This window comes from Acinetobacter sp. Tr-809, from assembly GCF_011753255.1.
GTDB lineage: Bacteria > Pseudomonadota > Gammaproteobacteria > Pseudomonadales > Moraxellaceae > Acinetobacter.
Map to the genome: position 1 here is coordinate 272,738 of NZ_VWVZ01000005.1, position 18,839 is coordinate 291,576.

An 18,839-nucleotide genomic window follows, 5' to 3' on the forward strand; every position below is an offset into this window, starting at 1 on the left:
CATGTCGTTTTACGCTACCCTACTTCGTATTCTCCCTTTAACACTTTTGCGTAGTATCGCAAAAGTGGTGGCCTACTTTATCAATCAAAATCCGAATAAAAGTATGCTGTGGAAAACCAGAATCAATTTAGGACTAGCTTATCCTCAACTTAGTCCAGAACAAAAAGAACAGCTCGCCAGAGAAAGCGTCACCAAACAATGCCTCAGTTATATTGAATCTGGAAAATGCTGGGCGATGCCACCTGAATGGAGCATCCAGCAGATTCATACGGTACATCATTTAGAAGTATTAACAGATGCACTCAGTGATCCAAGAGGTGCACTGATTATTACTCCGCATTTGGGTACATGGGAAATGATGAATGCTTGGGTGCATCAATACGGCATTCCAACCATTATGTACAAACCAATGAAAGATTCTGGCTTTAATGCATTTGCCTTGCATGCACGTCAGCGTCTTAACGCCACGTTAGTCCCAACTGATGCATCTGGTGTAAAGGCCTTGTTTAAAAATCTGAAGCAAGGTGGTTTCAGTGTCATCTTGCCCGATCATGTCCCAGATCCGTCTGGCGGTGTCATTGTTCCTTTTTTTGGGATTCCATGCCTAACCAGCACGCTTGCCAGTAAAATGGCCCAAAAAACCGAATGTCGCCTAGTCGGCTTAAGTTGTTTCCGTCGTGAAGATGGCGAAGGTTTTGATGTCTATTGTGACGATCTGAATGATCCAAAATTATATGATCGAGATATCGAAGTTGCCACAACAGCACTTAATCAAGCAGTTGAACAGATGATCAATCGCTTTCCTGCTGAATATATGTGGGGTTATAAACGGTTTAGAGGTGAATCAACTAATAAAGATCATTATAGATAATCAAAACTTATTTTTATGAATTCCATCGTCAACTTAGTTCAAATCAATTCAGATTAAAACGCTAGAACTACAAAAACTTAATAAAACAATGATATATTATCATTCTGTTTAGACTTACTCTTTACCTAAATGATTCCTAAAATTATTCATTATTGTTGGTTTGGAAAAAAGAATATTCCAGAACCATTACAACACTATATCAATGGTTGGAAAGAAAAATGTCCCGATTGGGAAGTTAAGCTATGGAATGAAGAAAATTTCGATATTAATAGCCACCCTTTTACCCGATCTGCATATCAACAAGAAAAATATGCTTTTGTTTCAGATTATGTACGTGCATGGGCATTATATGAATTTGGAGGTGTTTACTTAGATACGGATGTCGAAATCAAGTTACCAATCGATAATTTCTTAAGTTATGAAGCATTTAGCGGCTTTGAAGGAGTTGACTTACCTTTTACTGCTGTATGGGGGTCAATACCAAAGCACAGTTTTTCAAAAAAAATCTTAGACTACTACCATAATAAAACTTACTCTAATCAATCTCCTCCTAATACTCTATTTATTTCAGATATTCTCACTACTGATTTCCATATAGATAAAAAAACAGATTCTTATCAAGTTGGAAGTGATAATAAAAATATTATTCATATTTTTCCATCGAACTATTTCTGTTTAGATCTCCCAATAAACTACACGACACACCATTTTGTTGGCTCATGGATAGAAGACCACCACAATAGAAAACCATATAAGCAACAACTACATAATAAATACTATTCAAACAAGCTAGAAAATGATTTTTTTTGTGAAAAAGATCAACTAAAGAAAATAGCTAAAAAAATAAACCTAAGCCAACTATTAATAATTATACGTTACTACGTCCGGGCAAAGATAAAATAAGAATCCAAAGAGGTTGCATATTAAAGCATATGCAACCTCTTGATATAAAAGTTAAAGCTATAAAGGCGATATTTCATAAAGATTCGGAGGCGATAGAGCCGCACCATTCTTAATTTCTATAGCCACTCACTCAAAAATATAAAGTGCTTGAGCTAACTTTTTAGACTTATCTAAAAGTACATCACTTTAATGTATAAAAAACAGATAAATTGAATATAAAATTATGTACTAAAAATGCTATGACAATCATAATTATAAAAATAATGGTATATTATCTAGATACCTTAGACTTAAATTCTATTCCATGATCCCCAAGATTATTCACTACTGTTGGTTTGGAGGAAAAAAAATTCCCGAACCACTACAACACTATATCAACGGCTGGCAAGAGAAATGTCCTGATTGGGAAATTAAGCTATGGAATGAAGAAAATTTCAACATTAACAGCCACCCTTTTGCTCAAAAAGCATATGAAGAAAGAAAGTATGCCTTTGTCTCAGACTACGTTAGAGCATTTGCATTAAATGAGTTTGGAGGGGTTTACTTAGATACAGATGTTGAAATTAAACACTCGATAGATGAATTTCTAGGACTAGAAGCATTTAGCAGTTTTGAAATTGACGCGATTCCTTTCACTTCTGCCGTATGGGGAAGTATTCCTCATCACTCACTCACCAAAAGAATGTTAGATTATTATGACTCAAAGATTTACAGTCATGATGAACCACCCAATACGGTTACGATCAGCAATCTTCTAACCAACTTTTATGCAATTGACCCGCATAAAGATGAAAATCAGATTGGCAATGATGGATCCAATAAAATTCATATTTTCTGTTCTTCTTATTTCTGTTTAGATCTTCCTCAAAATTATACCACTCATCACTTTATTGGCTCATGGTTAGATAAAGATAAAAAAGAAAGCTACAAAGAAAAAGTACATACCGTACATTATACAAATAAAGTTTTAACTGAAAATGTAGCAACAGATAAAATTTTCTTAAAGAATTTGGCAAAAAAAATAAATATTTCAAGCCTATTTAACTTGATTCGATATTATCTAAAATATAAGTTCAAGTAGCTTAGACTACTTGAACTCTATTTTCTTTTTGAAAATTTTATAATGCAAACTGTAAATTTGAACAAAAAACCGATAGATCTCTCTTTTTATTTTTAAGCTTATTTTATTTATTTTTACAGGAGAAATCATTTCATTTTTATGTCTTTCTGAACGATCCTTCTGAAGGCAACTCACAAATTTAATATCTTTATTATAAATAAAGTCTTGAATACATAATGCTGGCTGCATCTGATATATTACTTTATTTGCAATATAGCTATCAAACATAATATCATCAATTGGTTTTACAACATCCAACCCACCAATATAATCAAATAAATTTCTAGCTCCTGCATTGGAAATAATATAACCAGCCGTGCCCAAATGCCTCCCTTTTAAAATAAATAGGGATCTATCATTAATAATATCTTTTTTAGAAAAAAGCTCAACCTGAACCGAATCTGAAAATGCTTCAAGTTTAATAACCTCTGCACTTTCAGGTATCCAGGAGCTATCTTTTAGAAACGATTTTGCTTTTGAACCTAAATAAATATCATCTTCAAAAATTGCCATATAGGGTAAGTTATTATCAATTACTTTTTTCCACAAAGAGAGATGGCTTAAAAGACAACCTATCTCACCTTTTGTTAAAGAACAATTTTTAAGTTCGATTCCTGTATTTTTAAGTGCCTCATCAATCTGATGAGGTTCAATAGCATCAAAATATTGAAATTCAATTTGTTGAGTCATAAATTGCTTATTTATATGCACCCTTCTTTCAAGTGCATTTTTTAAGCTAACGACAGAAATATCCATTCAATGCTCTCTTCTCAGGATCTTGCTAACAACGTACTGTTATTTGAGTAATTATAGGATAAAATAGGATATGACTCAAATTCGCTATATCCCTTCGATGATCTGTTTAAGTATTATTATTCCTGTATACAATGTTGAAAAATACATTCATGAATGTCTGCTAAGTGTATGCAATCAAATAGAAAATAATATCGAAGTTATTATTATCAACGATGGTTCAACTGACCGATCCGCACAAATTATTGATGATTTTATAGACAAACTACCCAATTCGCTCAAACAGAATTTTGTAGTCATTCACCAAAAAAACCTAGGTGTAAGTCATGCGCGAAATAATGGCGTACAGAGTGCTAATGGTAGCTATATAACCTTTATAGACTCCGATGACATCATTGCTGACCAATATATTTCTAAGATATTGTCTGCGATTCAGAAATTTCCTGATCTGATCCAGTTTAATGCATATTGTTTTTTCGAGGGTGCACCTGAAAAAAACTATCACCTATCCCAACCGTCATTATCTGGTCTACATAAGGTCAACGATGAATTACTTCGCAATATTTTCAATCAAAACAATTGGTTCTCTTGGCTAAGAGTATTTAAACGAGAGTTACTTCTCAATAATCCATTCCCAACAGATATGACCCATTTTGAAGATGCATTTATTGTATCGAAGATACTTACTGAAATTGAGAGTATATTTATAATTAAAGATAGCATTTATAATTATAGAATTTTAGAAAGTAGTGCTACGCGCGAGAATAATCTAGCAACAAAAAACAAGCTATTAAATAGTTGCTCTGTTTTAATTAAAGAACTAATTAAAAACACTAAAAAAAATGAAGTATTTGCAATACCACTACTTCATTTTTCTTACATCTACCTAGATGAATCAAAAAAAAGTAAAGGTTATTTTATTACGAATAAAAACTGGAAAGAAATCAAAAAAGAAATGAAAGGTTTAAAAGTTAATCTCAGTATTATACAAACAAAAAGAGAGAAACTTTTATTTATATTTCTAGACTTCGGTATTTTTGGCCACTATTTAGCCAGAAAACTAAGTAAAGTTATAAAATAAATACCCAAGAGTAGCAATATATTCTTGGGAAAACCCCTTACTTAAATCCAACAGTCTTAAAGAAAATAAGATTTCTGATTTGTTGAAAAATTCGACTTAATTCTAAAAATATTTTATCCAGACCTGTTTTTTTATCATAATGTCTTCTGGTTAAGCGTTCTTTATACAAATGACTTGCAAAACGCACACTATCCTTTGTAGAAAAGAGTGTTACGTCTTGGATACACAAGGCTGGTTTCATCTGAGATACAGATAAAATTTTATCTTGAATAAGCTTTTCAAACATCAAGTGATCCAAGGCAATCAACTTATCCAATGACTGAATGTAGCTGATTAATTGCTTAGCCCCATGTAAAGAAAGAATATAACCAGCCGTCCCAAGGTTCTTACTTTTAAGCTCAAAAAGTGCTCTATCAGGCTCACTATTAAAGGTTTTAATCTGTTGTCCTAATGCAACTTTGGAGGTAAATTCTTCAATCTTGATCAGATGCCAATTAGAGTCAATCCAAGAGTTATCAGTAAGAAATGCTTTAACATTTTCACCTAAATAAATATCATCTTCGAAAATAGCCATATGTGGAATATTCTCGTTGATCATTTTATTCCACAAGAAAACATGGCTCATAAAGCATGCAACTTCACCTTTTGTTAAAGACTGTCTATCAACGTTTAAGTTAAGTTCTTTCGCAAAAAGAGCTGCTGGCTCAGGAGTCAAAGCATCAAAAAAGTCAAAATTTATACTTTTTTTACCAAACTCACTACAAATATGTTCTCTACGTTCACTGGCCGTCGAGAGACTAATAACAAATTTTTTCATAGTAGTAAAAAACTGAAGATTAGTCATATTTTACTACCTTTTTGAATAAGCTTCACCACCAATTCATATAGGCAGCGAAGTTGTCTAAAAGTTAAGAAAGATCAAGCAGAGAACCATCCAGATACATTCCCTTTTCATAATAATGGCTCAGGGTTTTTCTTTCCTTACCGGCAAGCTTAATCAATCTTGGCATTTCCTGAGGCGGGTAATTGATTGCCATATCAATCAGCACTTTTTCTTTGACCCATTGATGCTTCACTTGGAAAAATAAGGCATTTTTATCACAGTTAATCAAACTCATACTTGGTAAATGGCTACGCATCACCTTCTGACAAGCCACATAGGCAACCAAATATTCTAAACGACCAATCTGTTGAAATAAGTCCTGATATTGTGGCTCTGTTTGCTTAAGTTGCTGTAGATAAGCTTTAGGGCTCATTTCAATGGCTTTTGCCAACTCATTGAACCACGCTTTAAAGAAGATATTTTTCTCTGTACTGGCCAGTAACCAGTTCTCTAATACGGGAAACTCTTTAAGGGTGGTGTTCTTCGCACGATAGTAGGCAAAGCTATTGGTTTGATTCTTCAACACTAACGCTTGAATCCAGTCCAAACTCTCATAAACAATCGTACTGGCATCTAGCCAAATGCCACCATGTTGATAAATCAGCTCAAAACGGATGAGATCAGCTTTTTGCTGAGGTGTTGCATGTTGAAAGCGCTCATAGTCAATGTCACAAAAATCCTTAACGGTATCAGGGGTTAAAAAATTAACCTCATAGTCCGGATTGGTTTTTTTCACTTGCTCAACACATTGTTCAACAAAGCTTGAAAGTGTCCCTTCCCAATACATCCAGATTTTTTTAGGAATCACCGCATTTTGCACAACCGGATTAAGAACAATTAAATCTGCTTCATTATCTATTGCTTCATTCACTCCTCTCTTTTTATTCGAATACATCGTATAAAACTTTAAGAGATAGAATATTTTTTTAAATATTTTCATAGAGGGAACTCAGCAAAAATCAAATCACTTGTGCTTTTCATGTCATGCCAATGATTTACACATATCACTTTCATTAAAGGAAGAGATGCTTAAAAGCATAAAAACGGTCACGCCACATTCTTTTCTGCTTCTTGAAACCATGAGATGAATCACGCTTTTCCAAGTCTTTACGCTGAATCCCCTGACTTGCAACAGTACCTAAAATATCACTGTCTAAACCTGCTGGTTTTACAAAAGGTTGCCAAACGCCTAGACCTTTACCATTTTTACTGAGCCAGCCTTGGAAGAAGATATCGACAGGAACATGAATTTGTTTACCAACTTTTACAAACTCTTCTGCACCTTTGCGAGACCAAAGCAATCCGACCCCACGAATCGGAAAATAGTAAGCATGCCACAATTGATATTGATCTATCTGGATAATGTCTTTTGCTAATTTTTTCTTTTTAGCAGCCATATTTACCACGTACCAATCTAATTCTTTATGCTGATCTAAATAGTTAAGAAGCGAATCAAGATTCTGCTTAAAGTTGGGTAGAACCTGAATATCATCTTCTAATACCACCAAATAATCAGCATCAGTTTCAAGAAATTTTTCAGCACAGCCATAGTGGCTCAGATAACAACCTAATTCAGAATTAATCAGACTACGCCCTAAAATTTTCTGTGCTTCTACATCATCATAATTTGTAAACTCTGATAAAGCCTTACCACGACCATCGTAGGCAGCAAAACGGGTAAATGGCCAACCCTCGTGCTGCAATTGGGCCGTTGCACTGGCTAGACGCTGATCACTGCCATCAAGATTAATTAGATAAGTTTCAACTTTCATCATTTATCCTTTGGCCGTTTCAGCCAATAAAACTTTCGGGATATAGCCTGCCAATTTTTGATTTAAAGCTGCATAAATTTCTGCCGCTGCCGCATCACTCAATTGATCCAAACTTTGCATACACCCATATTTAATCTGTTCATTGCCCAAACTTTGCAAGAAGCTACTTAAACTGCTTTCATTTTTCAAATAGGCAATCTCAAGATCAGGCTTTAACAAGGCCTCACCCTTTTGAATTTTTAAATGATTCATCAATGAAATCGGATTGATTTGTTCGACACTGCGGAACTTATGCTGAATCTGTTTGTCTAAAAACTTGGGATGTGCAAGTAAATAGTCTTGTAATATTTTACGGTCAACCGCGTGCGGATAATGGTGAATCTCAAAAAACTTTTTAAATCCAAGCATATCTGCACCTAACATTTGCGCAATCATATGTTTAGGCTGAATGGGCTTATTAAAATATTGATTTAAAACCTGACGATACCAAAGTTTGGCCTTGAGCACAAAACTGCTTTGCCAATGCCCGTAAATCACCATTTTCTGATCAATCAGAATATCTTCCAACTGCGCAGGTGCATTGAAAAAGAAATCATCATTCAAGTAGAAAAAGTAATCGGATACACCCTGAATATTCCAGAGCATGGTTTCAATCGAACGTGTATTGAAAGTGGGTAAGTATTGCTCATAACCCGTAAAGATTTCACGATGATCAACAATCCGAATTTTACCTGCCTCACAAATCCCATCCTGAACAAAGTCATCAATCCATTGCGGTTGCTGACCATCAGTCACAATATAGATATGTCTGCAAAATGGGACATATTTCAGAATAGATGCAACGTTATAATAAATTTCATGGTTGCTGGCAAAGCGAGTATCACTAATAGCATCAGAAGCTAGTACTTTGCCCTGATACTGCATGCGCTTCTGCTTTAACTTTGGATCATTGCCATCCACCCAAGCAATCACCACATCAACCGGTTGCATCATTTCACTCATCAATTCACTCTTAAACGATTAGAAGGCACAAGAATCGGCCAAACATGTTTAATCTAGGACTACATGATAACATCACTGATCTGTTCACAGGCAGTCTCTTTTCGTAATGCTAGGCATCTTGATCATGTAATCATTCCATATAAATCAATATATTATAATTATTAAAATTCTCACATCAGAGAAGTGCTCATGCATCGCGCAATTTAGCCAATTTAGCAACTTTATTAATCGCAACTTAAACTCTGACAATCCCTAACAAAATCAAACCTTTTGGAATCATTTCTCATCAATATTTACGACATTTTTATTAGACGAATTTAGGTATTTTTATTATAATTACAGGTTACTTTAATGGGATTTAATCTTTTGACTGATGATTTATAATTACTTTGAGTATCAAGCAAAAATAATTAGAACTAAATTTGTTTCAGATAAAGCGTATCTGACTAAACGGTTTATCTGCAAATTAGGTTATACCCCTAATTTTTGCTCGCCAAAAAGCTTCAATGAAAAAGTTACTGCGCGAATGATTTTTGAGCGAAGTCCGCTATTCACAAAATTAGCAGACAAATGCGCAGTCAGACAGCTGGTTTCAGCAAAAGTCGGTGATGCCTATTTTGTTCCATTGATTGGCATTTACAAATGTATTGATGAGATTGATTTTAATCAGTTACCCAATCAATTTGTTTTAAAGTGTACCCATGACAGTGGCAGCGCCATGATCTGCCGCGACAAGAGCAAATTTAGTGTAGAAGCAGCAACAGCTAAAATCAAAAATCATCTCAAAATGAACATGTATTTTAGAAAGCGTGAATGGCACTACAAAGATATTTGCCCTAAAGTGCTGGTTGAGGAATATGTTGAGCTCTATGTCGACCCTACCAGCCAATCCACCATTACTACGTGTCGTGTGCACTGTTTTGAAGGCCGCCCCGAATATTTGGAAATTGATGTTCAAGATGCTCAAGGCAATGACTACTCAAATATGTATGACACTCAATGGCAGTTACAGCCATTTCGGGTCGATCTTAAAGAAAACTCTCCTTCCGCTTTAACGGCACCGAAACAATTGCAAGAAATTATTCAACTGTCAGAAAAGCTTTGTTTTGCGTATGGTTATAGCCGAATTGACTTCCTATTGTCTCAAGATCATGTGTATTTTAGTGAAATCACCCTCACTCCGAATGCAGGGCGAATGGTCATTACACCAGTAGAATGGGATTTAAAATTAGGCTCACTCTGGTTATCCTATTAGCCGTCCATCATGTATTAGAATCTGTTAGGTATTTATGAAAATAGCGATTGCTGGAACAGGATATGTCGGATTGTCAAATGCTATGCTATTTGCACAACACCATGAAACCATTGCACTTGATATCCTACAAAGTAAAGTAGATTTGCTGAACGACAAAATATCACCGATTCAAGATCATGATATTTCACTCTTTTTAAAAGAAAAAAACCTAAATTTCACAGCCACCACTGATCAGCAACTGGCTTATCAAGATGCTGATTTTATTATTATTGCTACCCCAACCGATTACGATCCACAAACCAATTATTTTAATACGCAAAGTGTAGAAAGTGTCATCCAAGATGTTTTGGCAGTCAATCCAAATGCGACCATGATCGTTAAATCAACAGTGCCTGTTGGTTTCACTGAACAAGTCAAAAACAAATATCAAACCCAAAACATTATTTTCTCACCAGAGTTTTTACGTGAAGGCAAAGCGCTGCACGACAACCTTTATCCTTCGCGGATTATTGTCGGTGAACAGTCTGAACGTGCCCAGCAATTTGCAGACCTACTGGTCGAAGGTGCGATCAAGCAGGATATTCCTGTATTGCTGACTCACTCGACCGAGGCTGAAGCAATTAAGCTATTTGCCAATACCTATTTAGCAATGCGAGTTGCCTTCTTCAATGAACTAGATACTTATGCACAAAGCTTTGGTCTAGATACGAAGCAAGTAATTGATGGCGTTTGTCTCGATCCTCGTATTGGCAGTCATTATAATAATCCATCTTTTGGCTACGGCGGCTATTGTCTGCCAAAAGATACCAAGCAATTACTGGCTAACTATAACAACGTCCCAAGCAATCTGATTAAAGCCATTGTCGATGCCAATCGCACTCGTAAAGATTTTATTGCAGATTCAGTTCTCGCACGAAATCCAAGTACGGTGGGAATTTACCGTTTAGTGATGAAAAGTGGCTCTGACAATTACCGCGCCTCAGCCATTCAAGGCGTGATGAAGCGACTAAAGGCCAAAGGTCTGGAGATTATTATTTATGAACCAACCTTTCATGAAGACAGCTTCTTTAAGTCAAAAGTCACTCAGGATCTAAATGAATTCAAACAATCTTGCGATGTGATTATTGCCAATCGCCTCTCCAATGAATTGCTAGATGTACAAGATAAAGTTTATACCCGAGATATTTTTGGAGGCGATGAATGAAAGTTCTAGTCACAGGTGCTGCTGGATTCATCGGCTTTAGTGTTGCAAAAAAACTGCTGGAACGCGGTGATGATGTGGTCGGTTTTGATAATTTTAACGATTATTATGATCCATCCCTGAAAGAGGCCCGTGCTCAGCAATTACAGCTGTTGGCTGAACGCAACGATACAGGTAGTTTCACTCTGATTCGTGACAATCTCGCCAATAAAGCTGTGGTGGATCAATGCTTCCAAGATCATACTTTTGATCGTGTCATTCATTTGGCTGCACAAGCAGGTGTACGTTACTCATTGGAGAACCCGCATAGCTACGTGGAAAGCAATCTGATTGCGTTTACCAACATTTTGGAAGCCTGCCGCTATGCAGAAACACCACACTTGACCTATGCAAGTACCAGTAGTGTATATGGCGCCAACACCACCATGCCTTTTAGCGAGCAACACGGCGTGGATCATCCTTTACAATTCTATGCCGCAACTAAACGCGCCAATGAATTAATGGCACATAGCTACAGTCATTTATTTAAATTGCCAACCACAGGGTTACGCTTCTTTACCGTCTATGGTCCATGGACACGTCCAGATATGGCCTTATTTAAGTTCACCAAGAACATTTTTGAAGGTAAACCGATTCCTGTATTTAATCACGGCAATCACACACGTGACTTCACCTATATCGATGATATTGTTGAAGGGATCATTCGTACCAGCGACAAGATTGCAACACCTGATGAGACTTGGGACAGCAACCATCCAAACCCTGCAACCAGCAATGCCCCATTTAGAATTTTCAATATTGGTAACAACCGTACGGTGAAACTGATTGAATACATTCAGGCCATTGAAAAAGCAGCAGGCAAAGAAGCGATTTTAGACCTTCTCCCCCTCCAGCCAGGTGATGTGCCAGATACCTTTGCTGATAGCTCTGCGCTTGAAAACTATGTGGACTATAAACCCGCAACTTCAGTGGTTGATGGAGTGAAAAACTTTGTCGATTGGTATCGCCAATACCACAATATTTAACAACCCTTAAAGCAAAAAAATCAGGCATTCCGCCTGATTTTTTTATCCTATTCATCTATTCAATTTCAGGATGAACAAGGCTTGGATTATTGCCAAGACTCTTTAATCCAATCCGATGGCAATACATAGCGATACCACTTACCACCGCCACCACTGATCGCATCAGGTGGATTAATCTCACCATGGAAAATAATAATTTTTGCGCCTTTTGGTTTGATAGGCGGCTGGAAATAAGCAAATGGCACTCGTCTTAAACAGTGGTATTTATAGCTTTTGCACCACTCTTTATTCCAATAACTCAATTTGCCTTCTTTATGCACAAACCAAGACAGGTACTCTTGTTCATTACGGAACTTTTGACTGATCTCTTTAAAGTTTGCACGGAAGTACGGCAAAATATCAGGGAAAGCGCCCAGTTTAAAACGATAAACCGAACTATTGCCTGTGATACGCCAAGGGCGTTTCCAGTCGTGAATCACCAAGAACTCACCTTCCGCTTGGAAGAAGCAGTCAATATTATCAATGATCACTACATCCAGATCGAGGAATAAAGCATTTCCTTTTAAGCCATACAGATCAGGCTCAAAGGTCGACAGTTTATTCCAGCCACGTTCAGGACTACCCGCAGGTAAATCTAAAGATGGAATTGGGAAACATTGAACATTCGGGTCAATACCTTCGGTACGATCCGTTAAGCACACCATTTTAAAAGGTAAAGTCAAATGACGTTTGACCATGTTATACAAACGGTTGACGTACTCAGCACCATACTTGGTTCCCCACTTCATGCATAAGATCACATTGTCTTCATGAGTTGCCGAATTTTGTTGAATATCTACCATCTGATAACCTTAAATGCTTGAGATACGAGGCTACACTTTGTCCAAAAAAACAAAAGTGTTCAATCATATGCACTGAATATACGCTCATCTTAGCATAGAGCGGATTGTTTTTTTTAGTATTAATTCGTCAATAAAAAAGCGAAGCCTAAGCTTCGCCTTTGTGCACGATTACAGCTTATTTAATATAAGTTAACCAGTGTGCATATTTGTCATTGCGGCCTTGTACTGCATCAAAGAAAGTCTTTTGAATCACAGTGGTAATCGGACCACGCGAACCACAACCGATTTCACGGTCATCATATTCACGGATTGGCGTCACTTCCGCAGCAGTACCGGTAAAGAATGCTTCATCTGCAATGTAGAATTCATCACGGGTAATACGGCGTTCCACCACTTCATAACCAAGGTCTTTAGCAATGGTAATCACGGTTTGACGGGTAATCCCTTCTAACGCGCCACCTGCTAAATCAGGGGTATGCAAGACACCATCTTTGATCAGGAATACGTTCTCGCCCGCACCTTGGCAAACAAAGCCTTGTGGGTCAAGCAACATTGCTTCGTCATAACCTGAACGCGCTACTTCCTGATGCGCCAAGATCGACACCGTATAGTTACCACATGCTTTTGCTTTACACATGGTCACGTTTGGATGGTGATGCGTGAATGAAGAGGTTTTCACACGAATACCACGTGCCATTGCTTCTTCACCTAGGTATGCACCCCAGCCCCATGCTGCAACCGCGGCATGAATGGTGTTGTCAGTTGCGGCAATACCGAGTTTTTCAGAACCAATCCAAATCAATGGACGTAAATAGCAAGATGCTAATTTATTTTCACGCACCACATCGATTTGTGCTTGTTCTAGTGTCGCTTGATCAAATGGAACATTCATTTGATAAATTTTTGCTGAATTTAATAAGCGTTTAGTATGATCTTGCAAACGGAAGATTGCTGTACCATTCGGTGTTTCGTAAGCTCTGACGCCTTCAAAGACACCCATGCTGTAGTGTAGTGTGTGAGTCAAGACGTGAATTTTTGCATCACGCCAATCAACTAATTTTCCATCTTGCCAAATAAAACCATCACGATCAGCCAAACTCATCGCATATACTCCATTTTCTTTTTTACACAATTATTCACTTTCCAATGCTTGCGCAGTTGGATCAATTAATCTTTGCCATAACTTGCAAACGATCTCGCGGGTATCGTGCCAATCCGCAGCATTGACTTGCATAGATTGATTTGCAAGCGCTAGACGGTGGCTCTCAGCTCGTTCACGGAGATAAGCGTGTATTAATGCTGTGGCATCTTCACTGGATAAGCAGCCTGCTTTAGCAGCATCTTCTAGAATTCTTACATTATCGGAAAAATGGGCGAGATCTGTATTCGTCCCACTCCATGCAAGCACAGCATACTGTGCCATAAATTCGATATCAACGATACCACCTGAGTCCTGTTTTAAATGAAAAATCCCATGTTTTTTTTGCTCAGAAGATGATCCCAAATGATCCTTCATCTTTTGGCGCATTTTCAACACTTCTTCACGCACTACATTTTCATCACGTACTTGGGTCAGGATTTGGCAGCGGATCTGTTCAAATTGCGTGCATAATCCACTATCTCCCGCAATCGAGCGAGCACGCACCAAGGCTTGATGCTCCCATAACCAGGCACTTTTTTGTTGATATTGCTCATAAGCTTTTAAACTGGTGACCAACATCCCTGCTTCACCTGAAGGTCGAAGACGGGTATCAATTTCATAAACACGACCATCTAGGGTCTGCGTGGTCATTAAAGACATAAACTTTTGTGCAACACGAATGGCAAACTCAGCACCACTAATGCCCTTACGCCCATCAGTTTCACTATGCTCTTCAAAGGCATGGATAAACACTAAATCTAAGTCTGAGCCATAGCCCAACTCAATGCCACCCAATTTGCCATAGGCAATCACGGCAAAGCCTTTGCTATCAAGACTACAACGCTGCCCATTATTTCCGACTGGATAACCATGACGCTGCGCAACTGCCTCATAAGCCAAGCGTAAAGTCGCTTGTACACTGACTTCGGCAATATCAGTGAGTGCATCAGAGACTTTCATCAACGGACTTTCTGCAAGCACATCACTAGCTGCAACGGTAAGTACATTGCTCTTTTTAAATAAGCGCAGCACTCGCATTTGATCTTCAACTTGATCAATCTCGATGCGTAGCAACTGTTGACGCAGTGAATCTTCCAGATCTTTGCGTTGCGGCAGACCAAAATCCATCGATAAAAATTCATCGAGCAAAACTGGATACTGCGCCAGTTCCTCACAAATCCATGGACTGACAGTTGCCATCTTGACCAGTCGCTGTAAAGCACCCCGGCTTTCCATCAGCATGACCAGATAAACCGTACGACGTAGCACCGATTCGACCAATGGCATCAAACGTAACAGTGCCATTTGCGGTTGATCCGACTGTAAAATCGCTTCAATCAAATGCGGCCAGAATTTCTTTAAACGCTCTAAGGCACTGGCAGGGATTTTGCGTAATGCCTGCCCATGCCAAAAGTTTTGAATCAAGCTCTTGGCATCATCATCCAATACCGCATGGAGTTTTTGTTCAAGCTGTACAAAGTCATCAACAGGTTCAGCAAATTCTTTTTCCTGAATCAACTGTTTAAACTGGACTTTAACCTTGTCACGTTTCTGATTGAGTACATCCAAGAACGAAGCCCAATCAGCAAAACCCAATGTATCCAACATCCGTTGTCTCAATTCAGGCTCGGTTGGCAAAGATTGGGTCTGCTGATCATTCAAGGCTTGAATCGCATGTTCGACACGTCTTAGGAATAGATAGGCATCTTCCAGATCAATCACCGCTTGCTGATCCAATAATTCTGCTTCACCCAAATGATGCAAATTGACCAGACATTGACGATCTTGCAGTTCGCGCTTCGATCCACCATAGATCAACTGGAACACCTGCACGATGAACTCGATTTCACGAATCCCACCTGCACCGAGCTTAATATCCTCTTCGATATTACGGCGCATGACCTCACGCTCGATCATGGCTTTCATTTCACGCATAGCAGCGAAAGCGGAATAATCGACATAGCGACGGAACACAAACGGACGTGACATGTCTAGTAATTCTTCGCCCGCTTTGCCACCTGTAATCACGCGCGCCTTAATCCATGCATAACGTTCCCATTCACGCCCATGCTGACTCAGATATTTTTCTAATCCGCTATGGCTAATTGCCAGCGCTGAACCATCACCCCACGGACGCAAACGCATATCGACACGGAACACAAAACCATCTGCGGTAATATGATCAAGCAGATAAATCAGCTTCTGCCCCCACAAAATACAAAACTGCTGTACATCAATACATTTACGCCCATTGGTTTCGCCTTGTTCATCGAAGGCAAAAATCAGGTCTATATCACTAGAAAGGTTCAGCTCTTGGGCACCGAGCTTGCCCATGCCAATCACAATCAGATCTTGTAACTGACCTGAATAACCGATCGGTTCACCATGTTTGGCTAATAAAGGTGGTAATGCAAAAGCTTTGGCGGCACAAATACTGGCATCAGCAAAATCGGATAACTCACGGGTCAGTGTCACCACATTGGTCAGTTGATTGGCATCTTGCCAAATCCAGCGAAACATCAGCTTGGCACGGAGTACGCGTAACGCTTTCATCCATGATTGTTCATCAGTGAGTTCAGCTACAGCCAGTTGCACTTTTTGATAGATGGTTTCGGTCGACAGCGAGTCCAGAAATTGATCTTCGGAATAGTCTTGTTCTAATTGTAATTTGTATAAATTTAAAACTTGTTCAGCATATTGGCTTGCAACTAAGGTTTTTTGTAGCTGTTGCGCATTCATATAAAAAGGCTCGACTGATGTCATGTCATCTAGGTTAGTTATATCAGTTACAAGCTTATCTTTAAAATCTCTTTAGACTAATTTCGCTTTGCTTTTTTGTTGATCCGTACATAAATCAACCTGTTCACGTTCGATTGGCAGCAACACTGTAAATACCGTGCCTTCGCCCTCATTGGAGCTAACATTGATTTCACCTAAATTCATTTCTACAAAGCGCTTACACAAACTTAAGCCCAGACCCGCACCTTTTTCTCCAGCGGTGCCTTTATAACTCATAGTAATCCGTGGCTGGAACAGATCGTTGATTTGTTGTTGAGTCATGCCGAGACCGGTGTCTTTGACATAGACTTCAACATAAGTGCCTTTATGCTGTGCTTGAATATAGACTTTGCCCGTACCATCGACATCGGTAAATTTCAGCGCATTAGACACCAGATTCTGAATGACCGAGGTGATCATATTCATATCGGCATAGACTTTAAGATTTTCATCGACTTCATTAATCAGTTGAATATTCTTCTTAATCGCCAAAGTTTTGAGAATATCGGTCACGATATTGGTGATCTGACGTAACTTAAAGTTGATTGGGTGATAGACAAAACGCCCACCTTCGGCCATTGCCCAATTGAGCAAGCTTTCCAATAAGTTATAGGTCGATTGCGAAGTATCATAAAGATAGTCGGCAATATTCTGAATGCTAGACTCGTCTAAGGTTTCGCGTTCTTTTGCCAATATTTCAGAAAAACCTAGTAGCCCATGAAACGGTGCGCGTAAATCATGCGAAATAATCGAAAAGAATTTGGTTTTACTAAAGTTCAGTGCAGCTTCTTGTTCATATAATTCTTTTAGTTCATCGTGGTTAAACTTCAATTCCAGTTGTTGCATGAAGTTGATGCAATGTTCCTGCAGGAGTTGTTTTTGTAAATCACTAAAGCCTTGGGCAGCTTCATCAAACAGGATAATATAGCCGAGTGAAGTTTGGTCTGGATGCCTGAGATGTAACGCAACCGCAGTTTGGATTTTCTTTTTTAGGGGTGCGAGAAATGCCAGTAAGGTTGAGTATTGCGGATGCTCACTATCGACTAAATCACCATTCACAAATAAGGTATTGAGACTTTTAGTAATTTTTACGGAATCAATGGCTTTGAGTTTTTCAGGGCAACGATGCCACAGGTAAGGTTCTTGGTGAAATGACAGCAATGCAGTACTGGTTTGCATCAGTTTTCGGTTGAACTGTAAAAATTGCTCAAGCAAGTTCTGCTCTGAAGTTAGCCCCAAAGAAAGAGAGATTTTACAAGCACTTAACTTTTCGGCTTGTTGTAGTTCTAATAATTGAATCGTCATTCCCGCCTCTCGAATATTTTCGTTATACGGTTCTTTACGTTTTATAAAAAAAATGTGAAAACTATCACTTAGTATTAACAAACTTTAACAGAAAAGGCAATTGTTGATTCAATCAATTCGCAACAAAACGTGAAATTTCATTAAATTTTAACTTTGTAAGTCCCCCTACCTGCTCACCACAAAGTAACTAACAGTATTGCAAACTCCATCTTTATTATTTAAACCTACATCCATTTTGGAGAGACTTATTCTTTATCAATTAATTATTTGATCTGCTTCGGTTATTTTTTGCATAAACTTTTCTGCATGTGACAAACTCGATGCTTGTAATAAAGCAACAGCTGCGGCCATAAAGCTAGCAAAGCCAAGGATAACAGTACAGAGAACAAATATAAGAGGTGTCTCCTTGGACATCAAGAAGCTAGAGAACCAAGGAGAAATCAAAAAAGGAATAGAAACTATAAATGCAAATAGAAAATACTGTAGATTAAAAAATAAATTTTGTTTTTTTACAGACCTATCATTTTTAAGCTTTAGGCTAAAATTATTTACATCAACTTGCCCAAGACTTGGTAAATATATTATAAATTCTTTGCCAACTTTATAATGATGTATAAGCTCATCTAGCTTAATTAAAAAATTTTCGTCAAGTTTGATTAAATAACATAAAAACTTAAAGTCTATTAATTCAGATTTTACTACATCCTGTGCAGCTCGATCTAAGACCAATTTATTCTTACCCTGTTCCTTTCCATAGAACTCATCGAAAAAACGTATGGTAGCGTCTAAGCGAGTCGAGAAATCCTTATGTCTTAAAGCTAAAACTTCCTCTCTTTTATAAAAAAGACCTATTACAGCTGCTAAACCTGCAAGTATTGGTATCCAATCTTTTAAATTTTCCATCTGA

The 18,839-nt window shown here is 37.9% G+C and carries 17 protein-coding genes; 7 read left to right on the plus strand and 10 right to left on the minus strand.

Going from position 1 to position 18,839, the window contains the following annotated elements:
- The first annotated feature begins 1 nt into the window (after position 1).
- The 3 genes from F3J02_RS13050 (at position 2) to F3J02_RS13060 (ending at position 2,855) form a co-directional block, all read left to right on the plus strand.
- On the plus strand, positions 2-871 hold the full coding sequence (locus F3J02_RS13050) for a lysophospholipid acyltransferase family protein (protein WP_167249910.1): 870 nt from the start codon (positions 2-4) through the stop codon (positions 869-871).
- Between the two features lie 129 nt (positions 872-1,000).
- A complete protein-coding gene (locus tag F3J02_RS13055) occupies positions 1,001-1,774 on the plus strand; it encodes a glycosyltransferase family 32 protein (protein ID WP_167249912.1) in 774 nt (257 codons plus the stop codon).
- A gap of 304 nt (positions 1,775-2,078) precedes the next feature.
- Positions 2,079-2,855 (plus strand): glycosyltransferase family 32 protein, encoded by a 777-nt coding sequence (locus F3J02_RS13060; protein WP_167249914.1) that lies wholly within the window; start codon positions 2,079-2,081, stop codon positions 2,853-2,855.
- 6 nt (positions 2,856-2,861) lie between these two features.
- On the opposite strand, the gene F3J02_RS13065 is transcribed toward F3J02_RS13060, so the two are convergent.
- On the minus strand, positions 2,862-3,650 hold the full coding sequence (locus F3J02_RS13065; protein ID WP_167249916.1) for a glycosyltransferase family 25 protein: 789 nt from the start codon (positions 3,648-3,650) through the stop codon (positions 2,862-2,864).
- 70 nt (positions 3,651-3,720) lie between these two features.
- Between F3J02_RS13065 and F3J02_RS13070 the strand changes: the two genes are divergently transcribed.
- The gene (locus F3J02_RS13070) at positions 3,721-4,728 is read left to right on the plus strand and encodes a glycosyltransferase family 2 protein (protein ID WP_167249918.1); all 1,008 of its coding nucleotides are present in this window, start codon (positions 3,721-3,723) and stop codon (positions 4,726-4,728) included.
- 37 nt (positions 4,729-4,765) lie between these two features.
- On the opposite strand, the gene F3J02_RS13075 is transcribed toward F3J02_RS13070, so the two are convergent.
- From F3J02_RS13075 to F3J02_RS13090, 4 genes are all read right to left on the minus strand, one after another.
- Positions 4,766-5,545 carry a glycosyltransferase family 25 protein gene (locus F3J02_RS13075; protein ID WP_167250103.1) on the minus strand — a complete coding sequence of 260 codons (780 nt, stop codon included), beginning with the start codon at positions 5,543-5,545 and terminating at the stop codon, positions 4,766-4,768.
- Positions 5,546-5,636: 91 nt separating this feature from the next.
- A complete protein-coding gene (locus tag F3J02_RS13080) occupies positions 5,637-6,551 on the minus strand; it encodes a glycosyltransferase family 32 protein (RefSeq protein WP_167249920.1) in 915 nt (304 codons plus the stop codon).
- 73 nt (positions 6,552-6,624) lie between these two features.
- Positions 6,625-7,383 carry a glycosyltransferase family 25 protein gene (locus F3J02_RS13085; protein ID WP_167249922.1) on the minus strand — a complete coding sequence of 253 codons (759 nt, stop codon included), beginning with the start codon at positions 7,381-7,383 and terminating at the stop codon, positions 6,625-6,627.
- Positions 7,384-7,386: 3 nt separating this feature from the next.
- Positions 7,387-8,385 carry a Stealth CR1 domain-containing protein gene (locus F3J02_RS13090; protein WP_167249924.1) on the minus strand — a complete coding sequence of 333 codons (999 nt, stop codon included), beginning with the start codon at positions 8,383-8,385 and terminating at the stop codon, positions 7,387-7,389.
- 373 nt (positions 8,386-8,758) lie between these two features.
- Between F3J02_RS13090 and F3J02_RS13095 the strand changes: the two genes are divergently transcribed.
- Genes F3J02_RS13095 through F3J02_RS13105 form a run of 3 tightly spaced genes read left to right on the plus strand, consistent with a single transcriptional unit; the run spans position 8,759 to position 11,866 of the window.
- Positions 8,759-9,640, plus strand: coding sequence for an ATP-grasp fold amidoligase family protein (locus F3J02_RS13095; RefSeq protein WP_167249926.1), 882 nt, complete (start codon positions 8,759-8,761; stop codon positions 9,638-9,640).
- A 34-nt stretch (positions 9,641-9,674) separates the two neighbouring features.
- Entirely contained in the window at positions 9,675-10,844 is a 1,170-nt protein-coding gene (locus F3J02_RS13100) for a nucleotide sugar dehydrogenase (RefSeq protein WP_167249931.1), read from the plus strand.
- Positions 10,841-11,866 (plus strand): NAD-dependent epimerase, encoded by a 1,026-nt coding sequence (locus tag F3J02_RS13105; RefSeq protein ID WP_167249933.1) that lies wholly within the window; start codon positions 10,841-10,843, stop codon positions 11,864-11,866. The genes F3J02_RS13100 and F3J02_RS13105 overlap by 4 nt, the downstream gene beginning before the upstream one ends.
- 86 nt (positions 11,867-11,952) lie before the next feature.
- On the opposite strand, the gene F3J02_RS13110 is transcribed toward F3J02_RS13105, so the two are convergent.
- The 5 genes from F3J02_RS13110 to F3J02_RS13130 form a co-directional block, all read right to left on the minus strand.
- Positions 11,953-12,708: a hypothetical protein gene (locus tag F3J02_RS13110; protein ID WP_005206212.1), complete on the minus strand. Its 756-nt coding sequence runs from the start codon at positions 12,706-12,708 to the stop codon at positions 11,953-11,955.
- A 175-nt stretch (positions 12,709-12,883) separates the two neighbouring features.
- The gene (locus tag F3J02_RS13115; RefSeq protein ID WP_004652473.1) at positions 12,884-13,810 is read right to left on the minus strand and encodes a branched-chain amino acid transaminase; all 927 of its coding nucleotides are present in this window, start codon (positions 13,808-13,810) and stop codon (positions 12,884-12,886) included.
- A gap of 30 nt (positions 13,811-13,840) precedes the next feature.
- Positions 13,841-16,588, minus strand: a complete 2,748-nt coding sequence (gene glnE / locus F3J02_RS13120) for a bifunctional [glutamate--ammonia ligase]-adenylyl-L-tyrosine phosphorylase/[glutamate--ammonia-ligase] adenylyltransferase (RefSeq protein WP_167249935.1) — start codon at positions 16,586-16,588, stop codon at positions 13,841-13,843.
- 72 nt (positions 16,589-16,660) lie between these two features.
- Positions 16,661-17,932: a sensor histidine kinase gene (locus F3J02_RS13125; protein ID WP_167249937.1), complete on the minus strand. Its 1,272-nt coding sequence runs from the start codon at positions 17,930-17,932 to the stop codon at positions 16,661-16,663.
- Positions 17,933-18,187: 255 nt separating this feature from the next.
- A complete protein-coding gene (locus tag F3J02_RS13130; protein ID WP_167249939.1) occupies positions 18,188-18,835 on the minus strand; it encodes a hypothetical protein in 648 nt (215 codons plus the stop codon).
- Between the last annotated feature and the right edge of the window lie 4 nt (positions 18,836-18,839).